Raw genomic sequence first — 16313 nt, forward strand, 5'->3', positions numbered from 1 at the left:
CGGCGCTCAGCCCCATCGTGCGCGCCGCCCTCCCCTCCCCGGCGCCCCCGGCCCACCGCGTGGGCGCGGGCCGGGCGGTCGGCGGTCCGCCCACCAGGGCGGTCAGGCGTCCTCGAACTCCCGTACCGCGTCGATGTCCGGCCCGTGCGGTGTGTTCGCCTCGCGCTCGATCATGATCTCCACCAGGACGGGACGTGAGGTGGCCACGGCCTCCTTCCGCGCCCACCGGATCGCTCCGGCGATCTCCCCGGGCTCCCACACCCGGCGGCCCGAACAGCCGTATGCCTCCATGACCTTGACGTTGTCGGTGCCGAACTCGTCGTAGTGGATGTCGACTTGGTAGTTCATGCCGTAGCCGATCTCGGCCTGCCGGATCAGGCCCAGATACTCGTTGTTGAGCATGATCAGCACATACGGCACGTGGTACTGGGCGGCCACCGCCAGCTCCTCGACCAGGTACTGGAAGCCGTAGTCGCCGACGATGCCCACGACTTCGGCGTCCGGCTCGCCCATGCCCTCCAGCGCCTTCTTCACGCCGATCGCGGCCGGCACCTCCCAGCCCAGCGGCCCCGCCTGCCCGCAGACCTGGTAGTGCCGCGGCAGATACGCCTTCTGATGCTGGCCGCCCCAGATCTGGTAGAGGCCGATGGCGGTGACGAAGTACGTGTGCTCGTCGAACGCCTCGTTGATCTCCTTGTACGCGCGGGGCGCCTTCACCGGTACGGAGTCGAAGTCCTCGCGGCGCACCAGCGTCCGCTTCAGCTCCGTACAGCGCTCGACCCAACTCTCCACCTCCGCCCGCGCCTTGCGCTTGCGCGCGGCGGCCAGCAGCGCCGTCAGGAAGAGCCCGGCGTCGGAGACGATGCCGAGGTCCGGCTCGAAGACCTTGCCGATCTGGGCCGGTTCGATGTCGACGTGCACGAACGCGCGCCCGCCGCGGTAGACGTCGAGGTCGGCCCCGGTGTGCCGGTCGCCGAAGCGCGCGCCGACGGCCAGGACGAAGTCGGACTCCAGGAAGGAGGCGTTGGCGTAGCGCTGCGAGGTCTGGATGCCCGTCGTGCCGAGGTTGAGTTCGTGGTCGTCCTCGATGACGCCCTTGCCCATCAGCGTGACCTGGAAGGGCACGCGCAACTCCTCGACCAGCTCCCGCAGTTCGGCCCCGGCGTCGGCGAGGATCACCCCGCCGCCCGCCAGCACGAGCGGCCGCTCGGCCGCCAGCAGCATGTCCAACGCCCGTTCCACACGCGGCAGATGGGGCTCGACGGCCGGTACGGGCAGCCGGGCGTCGATCTCCGCGTCATAGGTGATCTCCCGCTTCGCCAGGTCGAGCGGCAGGTCGATGAGCACCGGTCCCGGACGTCCCGTACGGGCCGTACGGAACGCCTCGCGGAAGGCCCACGGGATCTGCGCCGGCTCCTTGATCTGCACCGCCCACTTGGTGACCGGGCGGGCGATCTCCACGATGTCGACGGCCTGGAACGCCTCCTGGTGGAGCTTCGGCGCGACGGCCTGACCCGTGAGGCACACCATCGGGATCGAGTCGGCGTGCGCGGTGTACAGACCGGTGACGAGGTTGGTCGCGCCCGGACCGGAGGTGGCGACGGCGACGCCGACCTTGCCGTTCGTACGGGCCCAGCCGTCGGCCATGTGGGCCGCGCCCTCCTCGTGCCGGACCGTCAGGTGCTCGATGCGGCCGTCCGTCTCCATCGCCTTGTACAGCGGGAGGATCGCGGCGCCGGGGCAGCCGAAGGCGATGTCCACCCCCTCGTCGACCATGATCGAGACGGCCGCCTCCATCGCGGGCATCCTCTTGGGCGCCATGGCTCAGTCCTCCGTCTTCTCGCCGGACAGCCGGCGCACGCCCCGTACCAGCGCGGAGTGGTCGAGGCCGCCGTCGCCCTGCTGCCGCAGCGCGCCGACGAGTTGGGCGAGCAGGGCGCCGGCCGGGACGGCCGCGCCGACCTCGCGGGCCGCGTCGGTGACGATGCCCATGTCCTTGTGGTGCAGGTCGACCTTGAAGCCGGGGCGGAAGTCGCCGGCGAGGATGTTGTCCTTCTTACGGGCGAGGACGGTGGAGCCGGCGAGGCCGCCGCCGAGGACGTCCAGCGCGGCCGGCAGATCGACGCCGGACTTCTCCAGGAAGACCACCGCCTCCGCCACCGCCTGGATGTTGACGGCGACGATGAGCTGGTTGGCCGCCTTGACCGTCTGGCCCGAACCGTGCGGCCCGCACAGCACGATCGTCTTCCCGAGGGCTTCGAAGACCGGCCGCGCCGCGTCGAAGACCTCCTGCTCGCCGCCCACCATGATGGACAGCGCACCCTCCACGGCTCCCGCCTCGCCGCCGGAGACGGGCGCGTCCAGGACGTCGACTCCCTTGGCGGCGGCGGCCGTTGCCACCTCGACAGAGGTCTGCGGGGTGATGGAGGACATGTCGACGAGCAGCGCGCCGGGGCGGATGTGCTCCAGTACACCGCCCTCGTGCAGCACGACCTGCTCGACCTCCGGCGAGGCCGGGACCATCGTGATGACGACGTCGGCCCCCTGCACCGCCTCGGCGACGGACGAGGCACCGTTGCCGCCGTCCTCGACGAACGCCTCGACCTTGGCGGCGGTGGGGTTGAACGCGGTCACGTCGTAACCGGCACGGAGCAGATTGCGCGCCATCGGCGCGCCCATGATGCCGAGACCGATGAAGCCGATCTTCGTGGTGTCCGGGGTGTGGCGGTGGCTCATAGGGCGTCACGCCTTTCGAAGTGCGGGGCGTACGGGCGTAGTTCGGGGATGCGGCGAGGGGACGGCAGGAGTCAGGAACGGCCGCGCAGCGGGCGCGGAAGCCAGGCGAAGCTCTCCTCGCTCGGCCGGTCGCCGGGCTTGTACTCCAGGCCGATGCGGCCCTCGTAACCGGCCTTGGCGAGCCGCTCCAGCAGGTCGGGGACGTCGAGTTCGCCGGTGCCGGGGGCGCCGCGTCCGGGGCTGTCGGCGATCTGCACATGACCGGTGCGGCCGGTGAAGTCGTCGATGACCCGGTGCAGGTCCTCGCCGTTCGTCGCCAGGTGGTAGAGGTCCATCAGGAACGTCGCGTTGCCCAGCCCCGTGGCCTCGTTGACGCGGTCGGCGACGGCGACGGCCTTGGGCGCGCTGACGAGGGGACACTGCGGCGATTCCAGGGCGTTGAGCGCCTCGATCAGCAGCTCCGCGCCGACGGCGTGGGCGGCGCGCGCCGCCGACACCAGGTTCTCCAGGGCGAGTTCGTCCTGCTCCTCGGGCGAGGAGCCCGGAACGCGGTTGCCGTAGAGGGCGTTGAGCGCCGTGCAGCCCGTCGACTGCGCGAACTCCACGGCCACGTCGATGTTCCGGCGGAACTTCTCCGACTCCTCGCCCGGCACCGACAGCGCGCCCCGGTCCGGCCCGGGAAGCTGCCCGGCGTAGAAGTTCAGCCCCGTCAGCGACGTACCGGCCTCCTCCAACGCCGTGCGCAGCGCGTCCAGTTCGCGCTTGTCCGGTACGGGCGCGTCCACCCACGGCCACCACAGCTCGACCGCGCCGAAGCCGGCCTCGGCCGCCGCGGCGGGACGCTCCAGCAGCGGCAGCTCGGTGAAGAGGATCGACAGATTGACGGTCCAGCGGTACTCGGTGCCGCGGTCGGCGGCGGCTGCGAAGGACGCAGCAAGGTCAGCAAGGGGGGCCACGGCGATCGCCTTCCCTCCGGGTGCGGATGTACGAGCGGGCGGGTGCCCGGCGGCCGGCCGGACATGACGTCCAGGGGTTCGTAGATTTCGTATAGCGAAAGTCTGTTTCTACTTTACGGAAGCCTGGCCTCGCGCCCCTGGGGCTGTCAAGAGGCCGTCGCGCTCCGGCCGTTCCCGTCGCGTTCCCGTCGCCGCCCCCGGCGGACCGCCGGGGGCCGCCGACGGATGGCCGCTCACGGAGACGTTCACGTAGGTTGACCGCGTGCGATTGCGAGTGGAGTTCACTACCGAGCCGTTCGATCTCGACGAGGCGCCGGAGCATGCGCTGGTGGCCCGCGAGGTCCTGCGCAGGGCGCCGCTGGACTCCGTGGACGTGGGCCCGTTCGGCAACACGGCGGAGGGTCCCGCCGAGCAGATCCTCGGCGCCGTACGGGACGTGCTGCACGACGCGCTCGGCGCCGGCGCGACCCGGGTCTCCCTCCAGCTCAACGTCCTCCCGGAGGGGGAGCAGGACGGACCCGACGGCGGCCCTGCCGGGGGCACCGCCGGGGACGCGTCCGGGGGTGCCGTGTGAGCGGCGCCGGCGGCCCCGCGGACCATCCCCTCGCCGCCGCGGTCAAACCGCTCGTGGACGCGATGGGCGGCGAGATGGTCCCGCCGGAGGACGCTCAGGGCGACGACGTGGTCCTCGCCTGGGAGGGCAGCGACGTCCTGGCCGTACGGCTGCCGCATCTCTCCGACTCCCTCGACCACATCCTCGCCGAGCTGGAGCGGCGCCACGGCAAGCCGCTCTCCGAACTGGACCGCAGGACGAAGCAGTCGGTCGTCCGCGTCCTGGAGACGCGCGGTGCCTTCTCCCTGCGGCACGGCGTCGAGACGGTGGCGAGCGCCCTCGGGGTCTCCCGTTTCACCGTCTACAACTACATCAATTCCCAAGAGGAGAAGCGGGCGAAGAAGCGCCGTGACGAGGCCCCGGACTCCCGTCTCTGACCCCGGCCCCGGCCGCAAGAAGTGACAGGGGGTGGCTTCCGGACGTTGACGGGCGGACGAAGAGCGGCTGATCACGTGACTGGCCGCTGAGGTGTGCCAGGTTTGACTCGTACAGGACCCGTTGGAAGACGCCTTGCTCGGCATCGCGCCGGTCTTGACGTCGTACGGCCGGGATCACCGACTCGGAGCGGTCAACCGCCTCCCGGTCGTCCGCGCCGCACCTGTTCGGCCTCGTAGTCCTCTTCGGCGCTGTCAGCCGTACATCGCCACGCGGTAGAGAGCCGCAAGTGCGTCGTCGATGGGGTGGGGCCGCGGCTCGCCCGAGGAGCCGAGCCCGTTCCACCTCTGCAGGTTCACTGCGACGGTCATCTGCCGCTTGCCGTCGGCTGCTCGGGCCATGGTCAGCGCTCCAGCACCCCAGACCGTGCCACCGTGGCCCCAGAAGGTGCCCCGGCCGGGGGTCTCCATCGGGTGCAAGCCCAGGCCGTAGTCGATCGTTTTTCCCTCCTGGGAGACGACCGGGACGGTGCGCTGCATCTGTGCCAGCGACGACGGGTTGACGATCTCGCCGGCAAGCAGCATGCCGAAGAAGCGGTTGAGGTCCGCGACGGTCGATATCAGCGAGGCTGCCGGCCCCACCCATGACATGTCGTAGACGCTGTAGTCACGCGGCGGGTCGATCATGCCGAACCACGCCTCGTACATCTGTGAGTGCGGCCCGTCGACGTACGGTCCGACGGGGAGTTCGGTGTCCCGGAGCCCGGCGCGCTCGATGACGTCCCGGGTGATGTACCGCTCGGCCGTAGTGCCGGTCACCTGTTCCAGGAGTTGGCCGAGGAGCAGGTAGTTGGTGTTGGAGTACGCCCCCGGAGTGCCGCCCGGCGCGCCGACGGCAGGTGCGGTGACCCCCATCTCGATCAGTTCGGTGGGGTGAAACCGCGTGAACCGGTTGTCGTCCAGGCTCTGGGGTCCGGTGTCCGCGAGGTCGGGGAACGCCTTGAGGGAAGGGTAGGCATGGGGGAGGTACTCGGCGAGGCCGCTGGTGTGGTTGATCAACATCCGGACGGTGATCGCATCACCGCGTTCTCCGGGGACCAGCCTCGGAAGGTATCGGCTGATCGGCTCGTCGAGATCGATCTGACCGCTCTCGACCTGCCGCAGAACCGCCGCGACCGTGAAGGTCTTGGTGATGCTGCCGACGCGGTGCCGCATGCCGGCGGTGACGGGGCGGCCGGTGGCGACATCGGCGACCCCGGCGGCACCGCGCCAGATCTGGTCGCCGTCACGTACCTCGGCGAACAGGCCAGGCATCCCGGCGCGGTGGACGTTTTCCATGGCGGCGTTCAGTTCTGCGGGATCCAGTGGGTTCCTCATGACATGCGGCCTTTCATTTTCGGGTGATGAACTCCACCTCAGTTGCCTGAGCCGGGTAGCAGGGCACGAACGCCGGGTCGCTCGGCATCCCCGTGTCCTTATTATGCACGCAGTGCGTGCAACACCAAGTGCATCAGCTAGACTCAGCCCGGCGATAGGGGTGAGATGACAGGCCGAAAGCGCTGGTCGACCGAGGAGATCCTGGATGCGGCGACGGAGCTGCTGCGCACGGGCGACGCCGAGTCGTTCAGCGTGCGCAAGCTCGCCGCAGTGCTCGGGACCGATTCCTCCAGCCTCTACCGGCACTTCCGCAGCAAGACCGATCTGCTGCGCGCGGTCGCCGACCGGATTCTCTTGGCAGCCATGGACGGTTATCGCCCCGCGGACGACTGGAAGCAGCGCATCACGGCCCTGGCCCTGCGCGTGCGGGAGGTCTTCGGCCAGCAGCCCCAGCTTGCTGCGGTCTGGGGACGCTACGGGTCAGGCGGCACCGGTTCCAGGCTGGTCATGGAAGAGGTACTGCAGGCCCTGCGCGCGTCAGGACTGCCCGACGAGGAGATCCCGGCGCGCTACCACCGGATCGCGGTCCTCATCGCCGCCTTGGTCGCTTCCGAGGCCGGGGTCAACACCATCACCGCCGAGGAGCACGAACAGGGCGTGGAGCTGTTTCGTGTCGCGGTGCTCGGTGCCGACCCTGAACGCTTCCCCGCCCTGGCCCGTTTCGCCCGCGACGTCCACCCCCTCGGCGCGGACCGTCGCGCTGCGTTCGAGGAGATCCTCGTCGCCCAACTCGCCCACATCGAGGACGCAATCAGCCCGAGCTAGCCGACCGGCTTTCCACTACCCCTGTCCCGGAAAGAGGGGCGGGCTGAAGAGGGGGAACAAGGGGCCCGACGGCGATCTCCACTGCATGGGCGTAACCGCGTGGTTCAGTGCGCTTCGCCGTCTACAACTACCTCAACAGGGAAGCGGACAGGGCTCCTTCGGGCGACTGAGCGCTGCCCCTCGGGGGGTACGGACGTCCGCCCGTCCGGGCTTCCGGTCCGTGCGGGCTCCCCGTTCCGGGCCGCCGTCGTTCCCGTCCGCGCGCAGTGTTTTTTCAACAAACTGTTGACGTTGTCTGCCGGTGCGTCTTCACTGTTCCCAGCCCGGACAGCCGCGACGCGACGGAGGCAGCACGTGACCGCGACCCCCGCAGCACCAGGTCTGACCTGGCTCAACTCCGCGCCGGAGAGCGACGTCCGCGCCGCGCTCCACGCGGTGTGCGCAGCGAGCGCGTGGAGCGGCGCCGTCCTCGCGGGACGTCCCTACGCCGCTCCGGCGGAGCTGATCGCGGCGAGCGACTCGGCGATGGCGGAGCTGACCGCCGGTGACCTCGACGAGGCCATGGCGGGACATCCGCCCATCGGACGGCCCCGTCCCGGCGATCCGGCCTCGGCGCGTGAACAGCGCGGCATGGCCGGGGCGTCCGAGCAGCTCAAGGAGGAGATGCTGGAGCTGAACCTCGCCTACCAGGAGCGCTTCGGCCATGTCTTCCTGATCTGCGCGACGGGGCTGAGCGGCGAGCAGATGCGGGACGCGGCACGCGAGCGGATCGCCAACTCCCCTCAGAAGGAGCGTGAGATCGTCCGCGCCGAGCTGACGAAGATCAACCGGATCCGGCTGACGGGACTGGCGGACGAGGCCCCGCACGAGCCGTAGCCGTACGTCCCGCCGTGACCGGACCCGCCGTACGCCACCGGCGGCACCACCTCCCGCCGCAGCCCGTACCGAAGGAGCCCGAGCGAGCATGAGCAGCGAACGCGCCGCCACCACGGACCCGGCGGCACCGCCCCCCGCCCCCGTCTCCGTCTCCACGCACATCCTCGACACCAGCGCGGGCCGCCCCGCGGCCGGTGTCGGCGTCGAGCTGGACGTACGCACCGGCGGCACGGCGCAGTGGTCATCCCACGCCGCCTCGGCCACGGACGCCGACGGACGCTGCAAGGACCTTCCGGCGCTGCCGCGGGGCACCGCCCACGCGCGGCTGACCTTCGCGGTCGGGCCGTACCACTCCGAGGGGCCGGACGAGGAGGGGGAGCGGGGAGGCTTCTTCCCCGAGGTGACCGTGGTCTTCGCGGTGGCACCGGGCGAGCACTATCACGTGCCGCTGCTCCTCAACCCGTTCGGCTACTCCGTATACCGAGGGAGCTGACAGTCGACATGACGGTGCCGATCACGATTCTCGGCCAGAACCAGTACGGCAAGGCGGAGAACCGCGTCGTCAAGATCACCAGGGACGGCGCCACCCACCGCATCAAGGACCTCAACGTCTCCGTCGCGCTCAGCGGCGACCTCGACGACGTCCACTACTCCGGCTCCAACGCGAACGTCCTGCCGACCGACACCACCAAGAACACCGTGTTCGCCTTCGCCAAGGAGCACGGCATCGACTCCGCCGAGCAGTTCGGCATGGCGCTCGCCCGCCACTTCGTGGAGGAGACGGAGCCGATCAGCACGGCCCGCATCCGGATCGAGGAGTACGCCTGGGAGCGCATCGCCACCCCGGAGGGCGAGGCCCCGCACTCCTTCGTACGCCAGGGCCGGGAGACGCGCACCGCGCAGATCACCTACGACGGCACCGGCTTCCAGATCCTCTCCGGACTCAAGGGGCTCACCGTCCTCAACTCCACCGACTCGGAGTTCTGGGGCTACATCAAGGACCGCTACACCACGCTCAAGGAGGACTACGACCGCATCCTCGCCACCGACGTGAGCGCCGTGTGGCGGCACGAGTGGAGCGGACGCGACGGCGAGGAGGCGCCGGAGTGGCAGTCCTCGTACGAGTCGGTACGGGAGATCATGCTGGGCGCCTTCGCCCGGACCTACTCCCTCTCCCTCCAGCAGACGCTGTACCGGATGGGCGCCGAAGTCATCGAGGGCAAACCCGAGTTGGCGGAGATCCGGTTCGCCATGCCCAACAAGCACCACTTCAAGGTCGATCTGGAGCCCTTCGGCGTCAAGAACGAGACGGCGGACGGCGCCGTGTACATCGCCGCCGACCGCCCCTACGGGCTCATCGAGGCCACGGTGCTGCGCGACGGCGCCGAGGCGCTGATACCGCTCGATCTGACGAACCTGTGAACGGCGGCGCGGGCCGGCGCCCAGCCACCGGCCCGCCGCCGCCCCCGGGGCTCCGGCCCCGACGAGACGTCCCTACGCGACCGGCACCGAGGACTCGCACACCATGACCGACCCGGCACAGCCAGCAGCCCAGCGCACCGTCATCGAGAACTGCGCGGTCGCCACCGTCGACGCGCACGGCACCGAGCACGCCGAGGGCCATGTCGTCCTCGCGGGAGAGCGGATCGAGTCCGTCGGCGCGGGCGCCGCGCCCTCCGGACTGAGCGACGTCGTACGCCGGATCGACGGCGGCGGACACCTCGTCACGCCCGGACTGGTCAACACCCACCACCACTTCTACCAGTGGCTCACCCGCGGACTCGCCCAGAACGCCAACCTCTTCGACTGGCTCGTGGCCCTCTACCCCGTGTGGGCACGCATCGACGAGGACATGGTCCGCGCCGCCGCCCGCGCCTCGCTGGGCATGATGGCGCGCGGCGGGGTGACCACCGCCATGGACCACCACTACGTCTTCCCGCGCGGCGCGGGCGACCTGCTCGGCGCCGAGATCGGCGCGGCCCGCGAACTGGGCGTCCGCTTCCACCCCACCCGCGGCTCGATGGATCTGGGCGCCTCCGACGGCGGGCTGCCGCCCGACTTCGCCGTCGAGACCACCGACGACGCCCTCGCCGCGACCGAGGAGGCCGTCGACACCCACCACGACCCGTCGTTCGCCTCGATGCTGCGCATCGGCGTCGCGCCCTGTTCCCCTTTCTCCGTCACCACCGAACTGCTGCGGCAGGCGGGGGAGTTGGCCCGCCGCAAGGGCGTACGGCTGCACACCCACGGCTCGGAGACGGTGGAGGAGGAGAAGTTCTGCCACGAGCGGTTCGGCATGGGACCCACCGACTACCTGGAGTCGGTGGGCTGGCTCGGCGACGACGTGTGGATGGCGCACTGCGTCCACATGAACGACTCCGACATCGCCGCCTTCGCCCGCACCGGCACCGGCGTCGCCCACTGCCCCTCGTCCAACGCCCGGCTGGCCGCGGGCATCGCACGGGTGCCCGACATGCTGGGCGCCGGCGTCCCCGTCGGCCTCGGCGTCGACGGCACCGCCTCCAACGAATCCGGCGAACTGCACACCGAGTTGAGAAACGCGCTGCTCGTCAGCCGCCTCGGACCCCACAAGGAGAAGGCCCTCACCGCGCGTCAGGCGCTGCGGCTGGGCACCTACGGCGGCGCTCAAGTCCTCGGCAGGGAACGGGAGATCGGCTCGCTGGAGCCGGGCAAGCTGGCGGACCTGGTGATGTGGCGCGTCGACGGCATCGGGCACTCCTCGATCGCCGACCCCGTCGCCGCACTCGTCCTGGGCGCGGCGGCACCGGTCTCCCTCGCGTTCGTCAACGGCCGTACGGTCGTCGAGGACGGCCGCCTCGTCACCGCCGACGAGGACGCGATCGCACGCGAGGCACGGCACGAGGCCCGGCGCCTCGCCCGTATCGCCGACGGCGCGGGCTGAGAGGCTTCTCGGCCCGCCACCCGACGGCGGCCGGACGCCGACCGGTTGACCGCCGGCCGCCCGGCCGCCGACCCCGATACTCCGGCCGGGAGGGACGGCTCCCGGCCGGACCCAGCACCACCCAGCCGTTCCCGGGACGTGGCCCAACCCCCTCACGTCCCGGGACGGTCCGGCACCACCGGGCGTAACGGCAGCGCACAGCAACCACCGTCGAACGTGACCTGTGAAGACCTGTGACACCGGCAGGAGGACCGCCGTGACCGACACGCCCGCCCAGCATCCCCAACCACCGCAATCCGCCCGGGAGTCCGGCCCGCACTCCGCACCGCCGGAGCCCGGCGCGGGCCCGCCGGAGGACCGGCACCCCGTCGACCAGACCCTGCCGCCGCTCAGGCTGCTCACCACCGGCCTCCAGCATGTGGCCGCGATGTACGCGGGAGTGGTCGCGCCGCCGCTGATCATCGGCGCCGCCGTCGGACTGCCCGTCTCCGAACTGACCTTCCTCACCGGCGCGAGCCTGTTCCTGGCGGGCGTCGCCACGCTTCTACAGACCCTCGGCGTCTGGCGCATCGGCGCCCGGCTGCCGTTCGTCAACGGCGTCACCTTCGCCTCCGTCGCGCCGATGCTGGCCATCGAGAAGTCCGAGGGGCCGAAGGACGCACTGCCCGTGATCTTCGGCGCCTGCATGGTGGCCGCGGCCCTCGGCTTCGTCCTCGCCCCGTACTTCGGCAAGCTGGTGCGCTTCTTCCCGCCCGTGGTCACCGGCAGCGTCATCACCCTCATCGGCGTCTCGCTGATGCCCGTCGCCTTCAACTGGGCGCAGGGCGGCGACGCGCAGGCCCCCGGCTACGGCTCGGCCGAGAACCTCGCGATGGCCGGCCTCACGCTCGTCGTCGTCCTGCTGCTGCGCCGCTTCACCCGCGGGTTCGTCAAACAGATCGCCGTGCTGCTCGGGCTCGTCGTGGGCACCCTGGTCGCGATACCCGTCGGCATCACGGACTTCGGCGCGCTGCGCGACGCCGGGATCGTCGGCTTCCCCGTGCCCTTCCACTTCGGCGCACCGCAGTTCGCGGCCGCCGCCGTCGTGTCGATGTGCATCGTCATGCTCGTCTCGATGACGGAGTCCACCGCCGACATGCTCGCGCTCGGCGAGATCGTGGACCGCCCGGCCGACGAGAAGACCATCGCCGCCGGACTGCGCGCCGACACCCTGGGCTCCTTCCTCAGCCCCTTCTTCAACGGCTTTCTGGCCACGGCCTTCGCGCAGAACATCGGCCTCGTCGCGATGACGAAGATCCGCAGCCGCTTCGTCGTCGCGGCGGGCGGCGGCATCCTCATCCTCATGGGGCTGTGTCCGGTCGCGGCGGCCCTGATCGCGACCGTGCCGCAGCCCGTGCTCGGCGGCGCCGGCGTCGTCCTCTTCGGCTCGGTCGCCGCGAGCGGCATCCGTACGCTGGCGCGGGCCGACCTCGGCGACGACAGCAACATCGTGATCGTCGCGGTGTCGCTGGCCGTCGGCGTGATCCCCGTGGCCGCCCCCGGGTTCTACGACGTCTTCCCGGCCGGTGCGCGCATCATCCTGGACTCGGGGATCTCCACGGGCTGTGTGACGGCCGTCGTGCTGAACCTGCTCTTCCACCACCTCGGCCGCCGCACCCCCTCCGGCGGGCCCGCCCCGGAGAACACCGCGGCCGCGGAGACCGCCCGGGAGTGACCGAGGTGACCGCAGGCCAACTCCCGTCCGCGGTGCGGCCGTACGGAACGTACGCCGAGGCCGTACGGAACGTACGCAGCCCCCGGAGGCGTCCTCCGGGGCCGGAGGTCAGCCGTCGCCGTCCCCCGCGAAACGCTCCGCGAGACCGCGGTGCCGCCCGGCGGCCAGCCGCGCCTCGCGCGGGCCGACGACCGAGCCCGGCATGCCGCCGAGCCGCTCCACGCTCTCCGCCAGGCGCAGATGCTCGGCGCGCGCGTGCTCACGGCATGCGAGGCAGGTGACCTTCTCCGGCAGCGGCGAGGTCATCGCGTACGGCACCCGCCGTCCGCACCCCGAGTCGACCTGCGCGGGCGCATCCGCGGCGAGACCGAACACGGAGGCCGTCAGCCCGCGTACGGCGGCGCCGCCCTGGGCGGTCTTCGTCTCGACGTGGATGTGCGGGTCGTCGCTCGCGTCCATGCGTCCCTCCTCCCCGGGAGGGGAGGCTACTCGGGCAGCCGCGCCCAGAAGTGGTTGACGATGTCGTCGAGATAGCGCCGGCCCTCTTCCGCGGAGGAGGAGCTGCTGGCCCGGCTGAGCGTGGCGGCCATGAGCCGCTCGTACTCCTGCTGCATCTCGCGCAGGGGCTCCTGGAGTTCGCGCTTGTCGATCGCGGTGAGCTTGGCGATCGGGCGGATGTGCGCCTGCCAGCGCGTGGAGACGGCCTCGGTGAGGAGGCGGGCGAGTTCGCCCTCGTGCCCGGTGATCGCGATGAAGTCGCGCGCGGGCAGCTCCAGGACGCTCGCGAGGTTGGCGGACTGCCGCTTGTCCCCGGCCCACCGTCCGTTCTCTTCCATCTCCCGGTACGTGCCGAGGTCCATGCCGACGAGCCGCGCGACGTCCTGGGCCGACTTCCCCCGCGCCAGCCGGTGTTCGAGCAGGGTGCGGGGGCGGCCCATCAACTCGTCGGGCGCGCACCACAGGGCGCCGGCCAGAGCGCTCAACTCGCCGGCGGAGGGCAGCGCTTCGCCGCGTTCCCATGCGGAGATGTGGTCGGGGGTGATGTGAGCCATGCCGTACGAGGCGCGCATGCCGTAGGCGACGTGGCCGGGGGCCATCCCGAGCTTCTCACGCAGGGTTCGGGCGGCCCTCGCGTTGAAGGGGATCGGTTTATGCACGGGCAGAGAGTAAGCAGTTACCTACGGCAACTCCATATCCTGTTGCGCCCTGCATCCCGTTTTGCGAGATAGGTCGGAAGCGATTCTGTAGGAACCGACAGGAGCGTTCCCGGACTGTCAAGGACGGGAAGTCGCCGCGTAATTGTGAATCCATGGGCGCCGCGTATGATCCCGCTCGCAAGGCGCCGCTGTGTGCGTTAGCGCAATTGGTTGTTACACCTACCCGCGGCGTCCCCTGCTTACCCCTCTCACCTGTAGGTCCAGGAGACGCAGTCATGCAGACCAGCACGACGAGCCCGGCCGGCACGGCCTCCGGCAGAACCGGGGGCCCGCTCGACCGATACTTCCGTATCAGCGAACGCGGTTCGACATATGGCCGGGAGATACGCGGTGGGTTCGCCACGTTCTTCACGATGGCGTACATCCTCGTACTGAACCCGATCATCCTCGGCAGCGCCACGGACAAGTACGGCGACCACCTCGACTCCGCCCAACTGGCCACCGCCACGGCCCTGGTGGCCGCCGTGATGACGCTGATCATGGGTGTCGGCGGCAATCTGCCGCTCGCGCTCGCCGCCGGTCTCGGCATCAACGCCATCGTCGCCGTGCAGGTCGCGCCCCTGATGGCCTGGGACGAGGCGATGGGCCTCATCGTGATCGAGGGTCTGCTGATCAGCGTGCTGGTGATGACGGGTCTCCGCGAGGCCGTCATGCACGCCATCCCGCAGCCCCTGAAGCAGGCGATCAGCGTCGGCATCGGCCTGTTCATCGCCTTCATCGGCTTCGTGGACGCCGGTTTCGTCACCCGCATCCCGGACGCCGCGAAGAGCACCGTGCCCGTCCAGCTCGGCACCGGCACCCTCACCGGGTGGCCCATGCTCGTCTTCTGCGTCGGCGTCCTGCTGACGATCCTGCTGCTCACCCGCAAGGTCAACGGCGCCATCCTGATCAGCATCGTCGTGATGACCGTCGTCGCCGTCGTCATCAACGAGCTGGCCACGGTGAAGTCCTGGGGTCTGACCTCGCCCACGCTGCCCGACAAGCCGGTCTCCGCCCCCGACTTCGGGCTCCTCGGCAAGTTCGATCTGTTCGGCGCCTTCGGACAGGTCAGCGTGCTGACCGTCGTGCTGCTGATCTTCACGCTCATCCTGTCCGACTTCTTCGACACCATGGGCACCGTGGTCGGCGTCACCGCCGAGGCCGGACTCCTCGACGAGCGCGGGCAGGTGCCCAACCTCGGCCGCGTGCTGCTGATCGACGGCGCCGCCGCCGTCGCCGGCGGTGCCTCCTCGGCCTCGTCCGCCACGGCCTACATCGAATCCGCCGCGGGCGTCGGCGAAGGCGCGCGCACCGGCTTCGCCAACCTCGTCACCGGCGGGCTGTTCGGCCTGGCGCTCTTCCTCACGCCGGTGCTGACGATCGTGCCGCTGCAGGCCGCCTCGCCCGCGCTCGTCGCGGTCGGCTTCCTGATGATGACCCAGGTCAAGCACATCGACTGGGACCGCTACGAGGTCGCCATCCCGGCGTTCCTGACCATCGCCGTCATGCCGTTCACCTACTCCATCACCAACGGCATCGGCGCCGGCTTCATCTCGTACGTGCTCATCAAGGCGTTCATGGGCAAGGCGCGCGAGGTCCACTGGCTGCTGTGGGGCACCGCGGCGCTCTTCCTCGCCTACTTCGCCATCGACCCGATCGAGCAGCTCCTCGGCGTCAAGTAGCGCCGCCCGGGCGGACGGAGACCGCACACGGCCACACGCCCAGCGCGGCCACACGGCCCACCGGCCGGTCCGCGCCGCTCCGTCCCGTCCGCCCGTCCAGAGCCCGGCCCCCGGCCGGGGCGCCGGACCGCCGCACACCGCCCTCACCAGGGACGCGGCCGCCGTCGCCCCGGCCGGCCGGTCCCGCGCTGGCCGCATGCCGCGGCTAGGCTCGCGGCGTGCGACTACTGCTCACCACGGACACGCATCTGCCCAAGCGCGCCAAGCGGCTCCCCGACGCCCTCCTCGGCGAACTGGCCGCCGCCGACGTGGTGTTCCACGCGGGGGACTGGGTCGACGCCGCCACGCTCGACCTCTTCGCCTCCCGCGCCCGCCGCCTGGTCGCGGTGTACGGCAACAACGACGGGCCCGAACTGCGGGCGCGGCTGCCCGAGGTGGCGTACGCCGAACTCGGCGGGGTGCGCTTCGCCGTCGTCCACGAGACGGGCCAGGCACGGGGCCGCGAGGCCCGCTGCGCGGAGCGCTTCCCCGACGCGGACGTGCTGGTCTTCGGCCACAGCCACATCCCCTGGGACACCACGGCCGACGACGGACGGCTCCGGCTGCTCAACCCCGGCTCGCCGACGGACCGCCGCCGCCAGCCGTACTGCACCTATATGACGGCGGCGGTGACCCCCGAGGGCCTCAGCCGCGTACAGCTCCACCGGCTGCCGCGCGGCGGCGGCTGACCGCGCGACGGACGCGACAGGCGCGACGAACACGGCGGCACCGTACGGAAATCGGGCCCGGCTCTCGTCCCCTTCTTTTGTTTCGCAGCGACGTTAAATCGGCTGGGGCGGAAGGCGTCCCGTTCTGGAATTCGGCCGACTTCCCCACGACTTCAGCGAGTTGCCGTACGGAGACGAACTCGGCGTTCGCGCAAGGGAGTTGAAGAAGCACCCGACGCCGCGCCCACCGTTCCCGCGCGGGACCTTTTCCCGTGAATGAGCGATGTGCTGGCTCAACTCATCACCGCCCGGCGGGGGTTGGGAATTTCACGGG

General features: G+C 70.8%; 16 protein-coding genes. 10 read left to right on the forward strand and 6 right to left on the reverse strand.

Features of this window, described 5'->3' with window-relative positions:
- Nucleotides 1–102 precede the first annotated feature (102 nt).
- The 3 genes from gcl to AN218_RS33125 all read right to left on the reverse strand — a co-directional run bounded on the left by gcl (nucleotide 103) and on the right by AN218_RS33125 (nucleotide 3692).
- Entirely contained in the window at nucleotides 103–1821 is a 1719-nt protein-coding gene (gcl, locus tag AN218_RS33115; protein ID WP_070020724.1) for a glyoxylate carboligase, read from the reverse strand.
- Nucleotides 1822–1824: 3 nt separating this feature from the next.
- Nucleotides 1825–2736 carry a 2-hydroxy-3-oxopropionate reductase gene (locus AN218_RS33120; RefSeq protein ID WP_070020725.1) on the reverse strand — a complete coding sequence of 304 codons (912 nt, stop codon included), beginning with the start codon at nucleotides 2734–2736 and terminating at the stop codon, nucleotides 1825–1827.
- A 71-nt stretch (nucleotides 2737–2807) separates the two neighbouring features.
- Entirely contained in the window at nucleotides 2808–3692 is an 885-nt protein-coding gene (locus AN218_RS33125; protein ID WP_070020726.1) for a TIM barrel protein, read from the reverse strand.
- A 262-nt stretch (nucleotides 3693–3954) separates the two neighbouring features.
- Between AN218_RS33125 and AN218_RS33130 the strand changes: the two genes are divergently transcribed.
- Both AN218_RS33130 and AN218_RS33135 read left to right on the forward strand, forming a co-directional pair.
- Nucleotides 3955–4266 carry a YkoF family thiamine-binding protein gene (locus AN218_RS33130; RefSeq protein ID WP_079132858.1) on the forward strand — a complete coding sequence of 104 codons (312 nt, stop codon included), beginning with the start codon at nucleotides 3955–3957 and terminating at the stop codon, nucleotides 4264–4266.
- A 62-nt stretch (nucleotides 4267–4328) separates the two neighbouring features.
- Nucleotides 4329–4682: a helix-turn-helix domain-containing protein gene (locus tag AN218_RS33135; RefSeq protein WP_070020736.1), complete on the forward strand. Its 354-nt coding sequence runs from the start codon at nucleotides 4329–4331 to the stop codon at nucleotides 4680–4682.
- A 252-nt stretch (nucleotides 4683–4934) separates the two neighbouring features.
- Here the strand turns inward: AN218_RS33135 and AN218_RS33140 are convergent, their stop codons facing one another.
- Nucleotides 4935–6056, reverse strand: a complete 1122-nt coding sequence (locus tag AN218_RS33140; RefSeq protein ID WP_070020727.1) for a serine hydrolase domain-containing protein — start codon at nucleotides 6054–6056, stop codon at nucleotides 4935–4937.
- 165 nt (nucleotides 6057–6221) lie between these two features.
- Here AN218_RS33140 and AN218_RS33145 point away from each other — a divergent pair, with 165 nt between their 5' ends.
- The 6 genes from AN218_RS33145 (at nucleotide 6222) to AN218_RS33170 (ending at nucleotide 12394) form a co-directional block, all read left to right on the forward strand.
- Entirely contained in the window at nucleotides 6222–6881 is a 660-nt protein-coding gene (locus AN218_RS33145) for a TetR/AcrR family transcriptional regulator (RefSeq protein WP_070020728.1), read from the forward strand.
- A 354-nt stretch (nucleotides 6882–7235) separates the two neighbouring features.
- Nucleotides 7236–7757: a 2-oxo-4-hydroxy-4-carboxy-5-ureidoimidazoline decarboxylase gene (gene uraD / locus AN218_RS33150; protein WP_070020729.1), complete on the forward strand. Its 522-nt coding sequence runs from the start codon at nucleotides 7236–7238 to the stop codon at nucleotides 7755–7757.
- A gap of 88 nt (nucleotides 7758–7845) precedes the next feature.
- A complete protein-coding gene (uraH, locus tag AN218_RS33155) occupies nucleotides 7846–8250 on the forward strand; it encodes a hydroxyisourate hydrolase (RefSeq protein WP_070020730.1) in 405 nt (134 codons plus the stop codon).
- A gap of 8 nt (nucleotides 8251–8258) precedes the next feature.
- Nucleotides 8259–9179: a factor-independent urate hydroxylase gene (pucL, locus tag AN218_RS33160; RefSeq protein WP_420856049.1), complete on the forward strand. Its 921-nt coding sequence runs from the start codon at nucleotides 8259–8261 to the stop codon at nucleotides 9177–9179.
- 103 nt (nucleotides 9180–9282) lie between these two features.
- A complete protein-coding gene (locus AN218_RS33165) occupies nucleotides 9283–10680 on the forward strand; it encodes an 8-oxoguanine deaminase (protein ID WP_070020731.1) in 1398 nt (465 codons plus the stop codon).
- 379 nt (nucleotides 10681–11059) lie between these two features.
- Nucleotides 11060–12394: a nucleobase:cation symporter-2 family protein gene (locus AN218_RS33170; protein WP_070020738.1), complete on the forward strand. Its 1335-nt coding sequence runs from the start codon at nucleotides 11060–11062 to the stop codon at nucleotides 12392–12394.
- A 108-nt stretch (nucleotides 12395–12502) separates the two neighbouring features.
- On the opposite strand, the gene AN218_RS33175 is transcribed toward AN218_RS33170, so the two are convergent.
- Nucleotides 12503–12853 carry a hypothetical protein gene (locus tag AN218_RS33175; RefSeq protein ID WP_070020732.1) on the reverse strand — a complete coding sequence of 117 codons (351 nt, stop codon included), beginning with the start codon at nucleotides 12851–12853 and terminating at the stop codon, nucleotides 12503–12505.
- Between the two features lie 26 nt (nucleotides 12854–12879).
- Entirely contained in the window at nucleotides 12880–13551 is a 672-nt protein-coding gene (locus AN218_RS33180; protein WP_079132860.1) for a helix-turn-helix domain-containing protein, read from the reverse strand.
- Nucleotides 13552–13826: 275 nt separating this feature from the next.
- Here AN218_RS33180 and AN218_RS33185 point away from each other — a divergent pair, with 275 nt between their 5' ends.
- Together AN218_RS33185 and AN218_RS33190 are read left to right on the forward strand one after the other, a co-directional pair.
- A complete protein-coding gene (locus AN218_RS33185; protein WP_070020734.1) occupies nucleotides 13827–15272 on the forward strand; it encodes an NCS2 family permease in 1446 nt (481 codons plus the stop codon).
- 218 nt (nucleotides 15273–15490) lie between these two features.
- Nucleotides 15491–16000, forward strand: coding sequence for a metallophosphoesterase family protein (locus AN218_RS33190; protein ID WP_070020735.1), 510 nt, complete (start codon nucleotides 15491–15493; stop codon nucleotides 15998–16000).
- Nucleotides 16001–16313: the final 313 nt, after the last annotated feature.

The organism is Streptomyces nanshensis, from assembly GCF_001751255.1.
GTDB classification, from domain to species: domain Bacteria; phylum Actinomycetota; class Actinomycetes; order Streptomycetales; family Streptomycetaceae; genus Streptomyces; species Streptomyces nanshensis_A.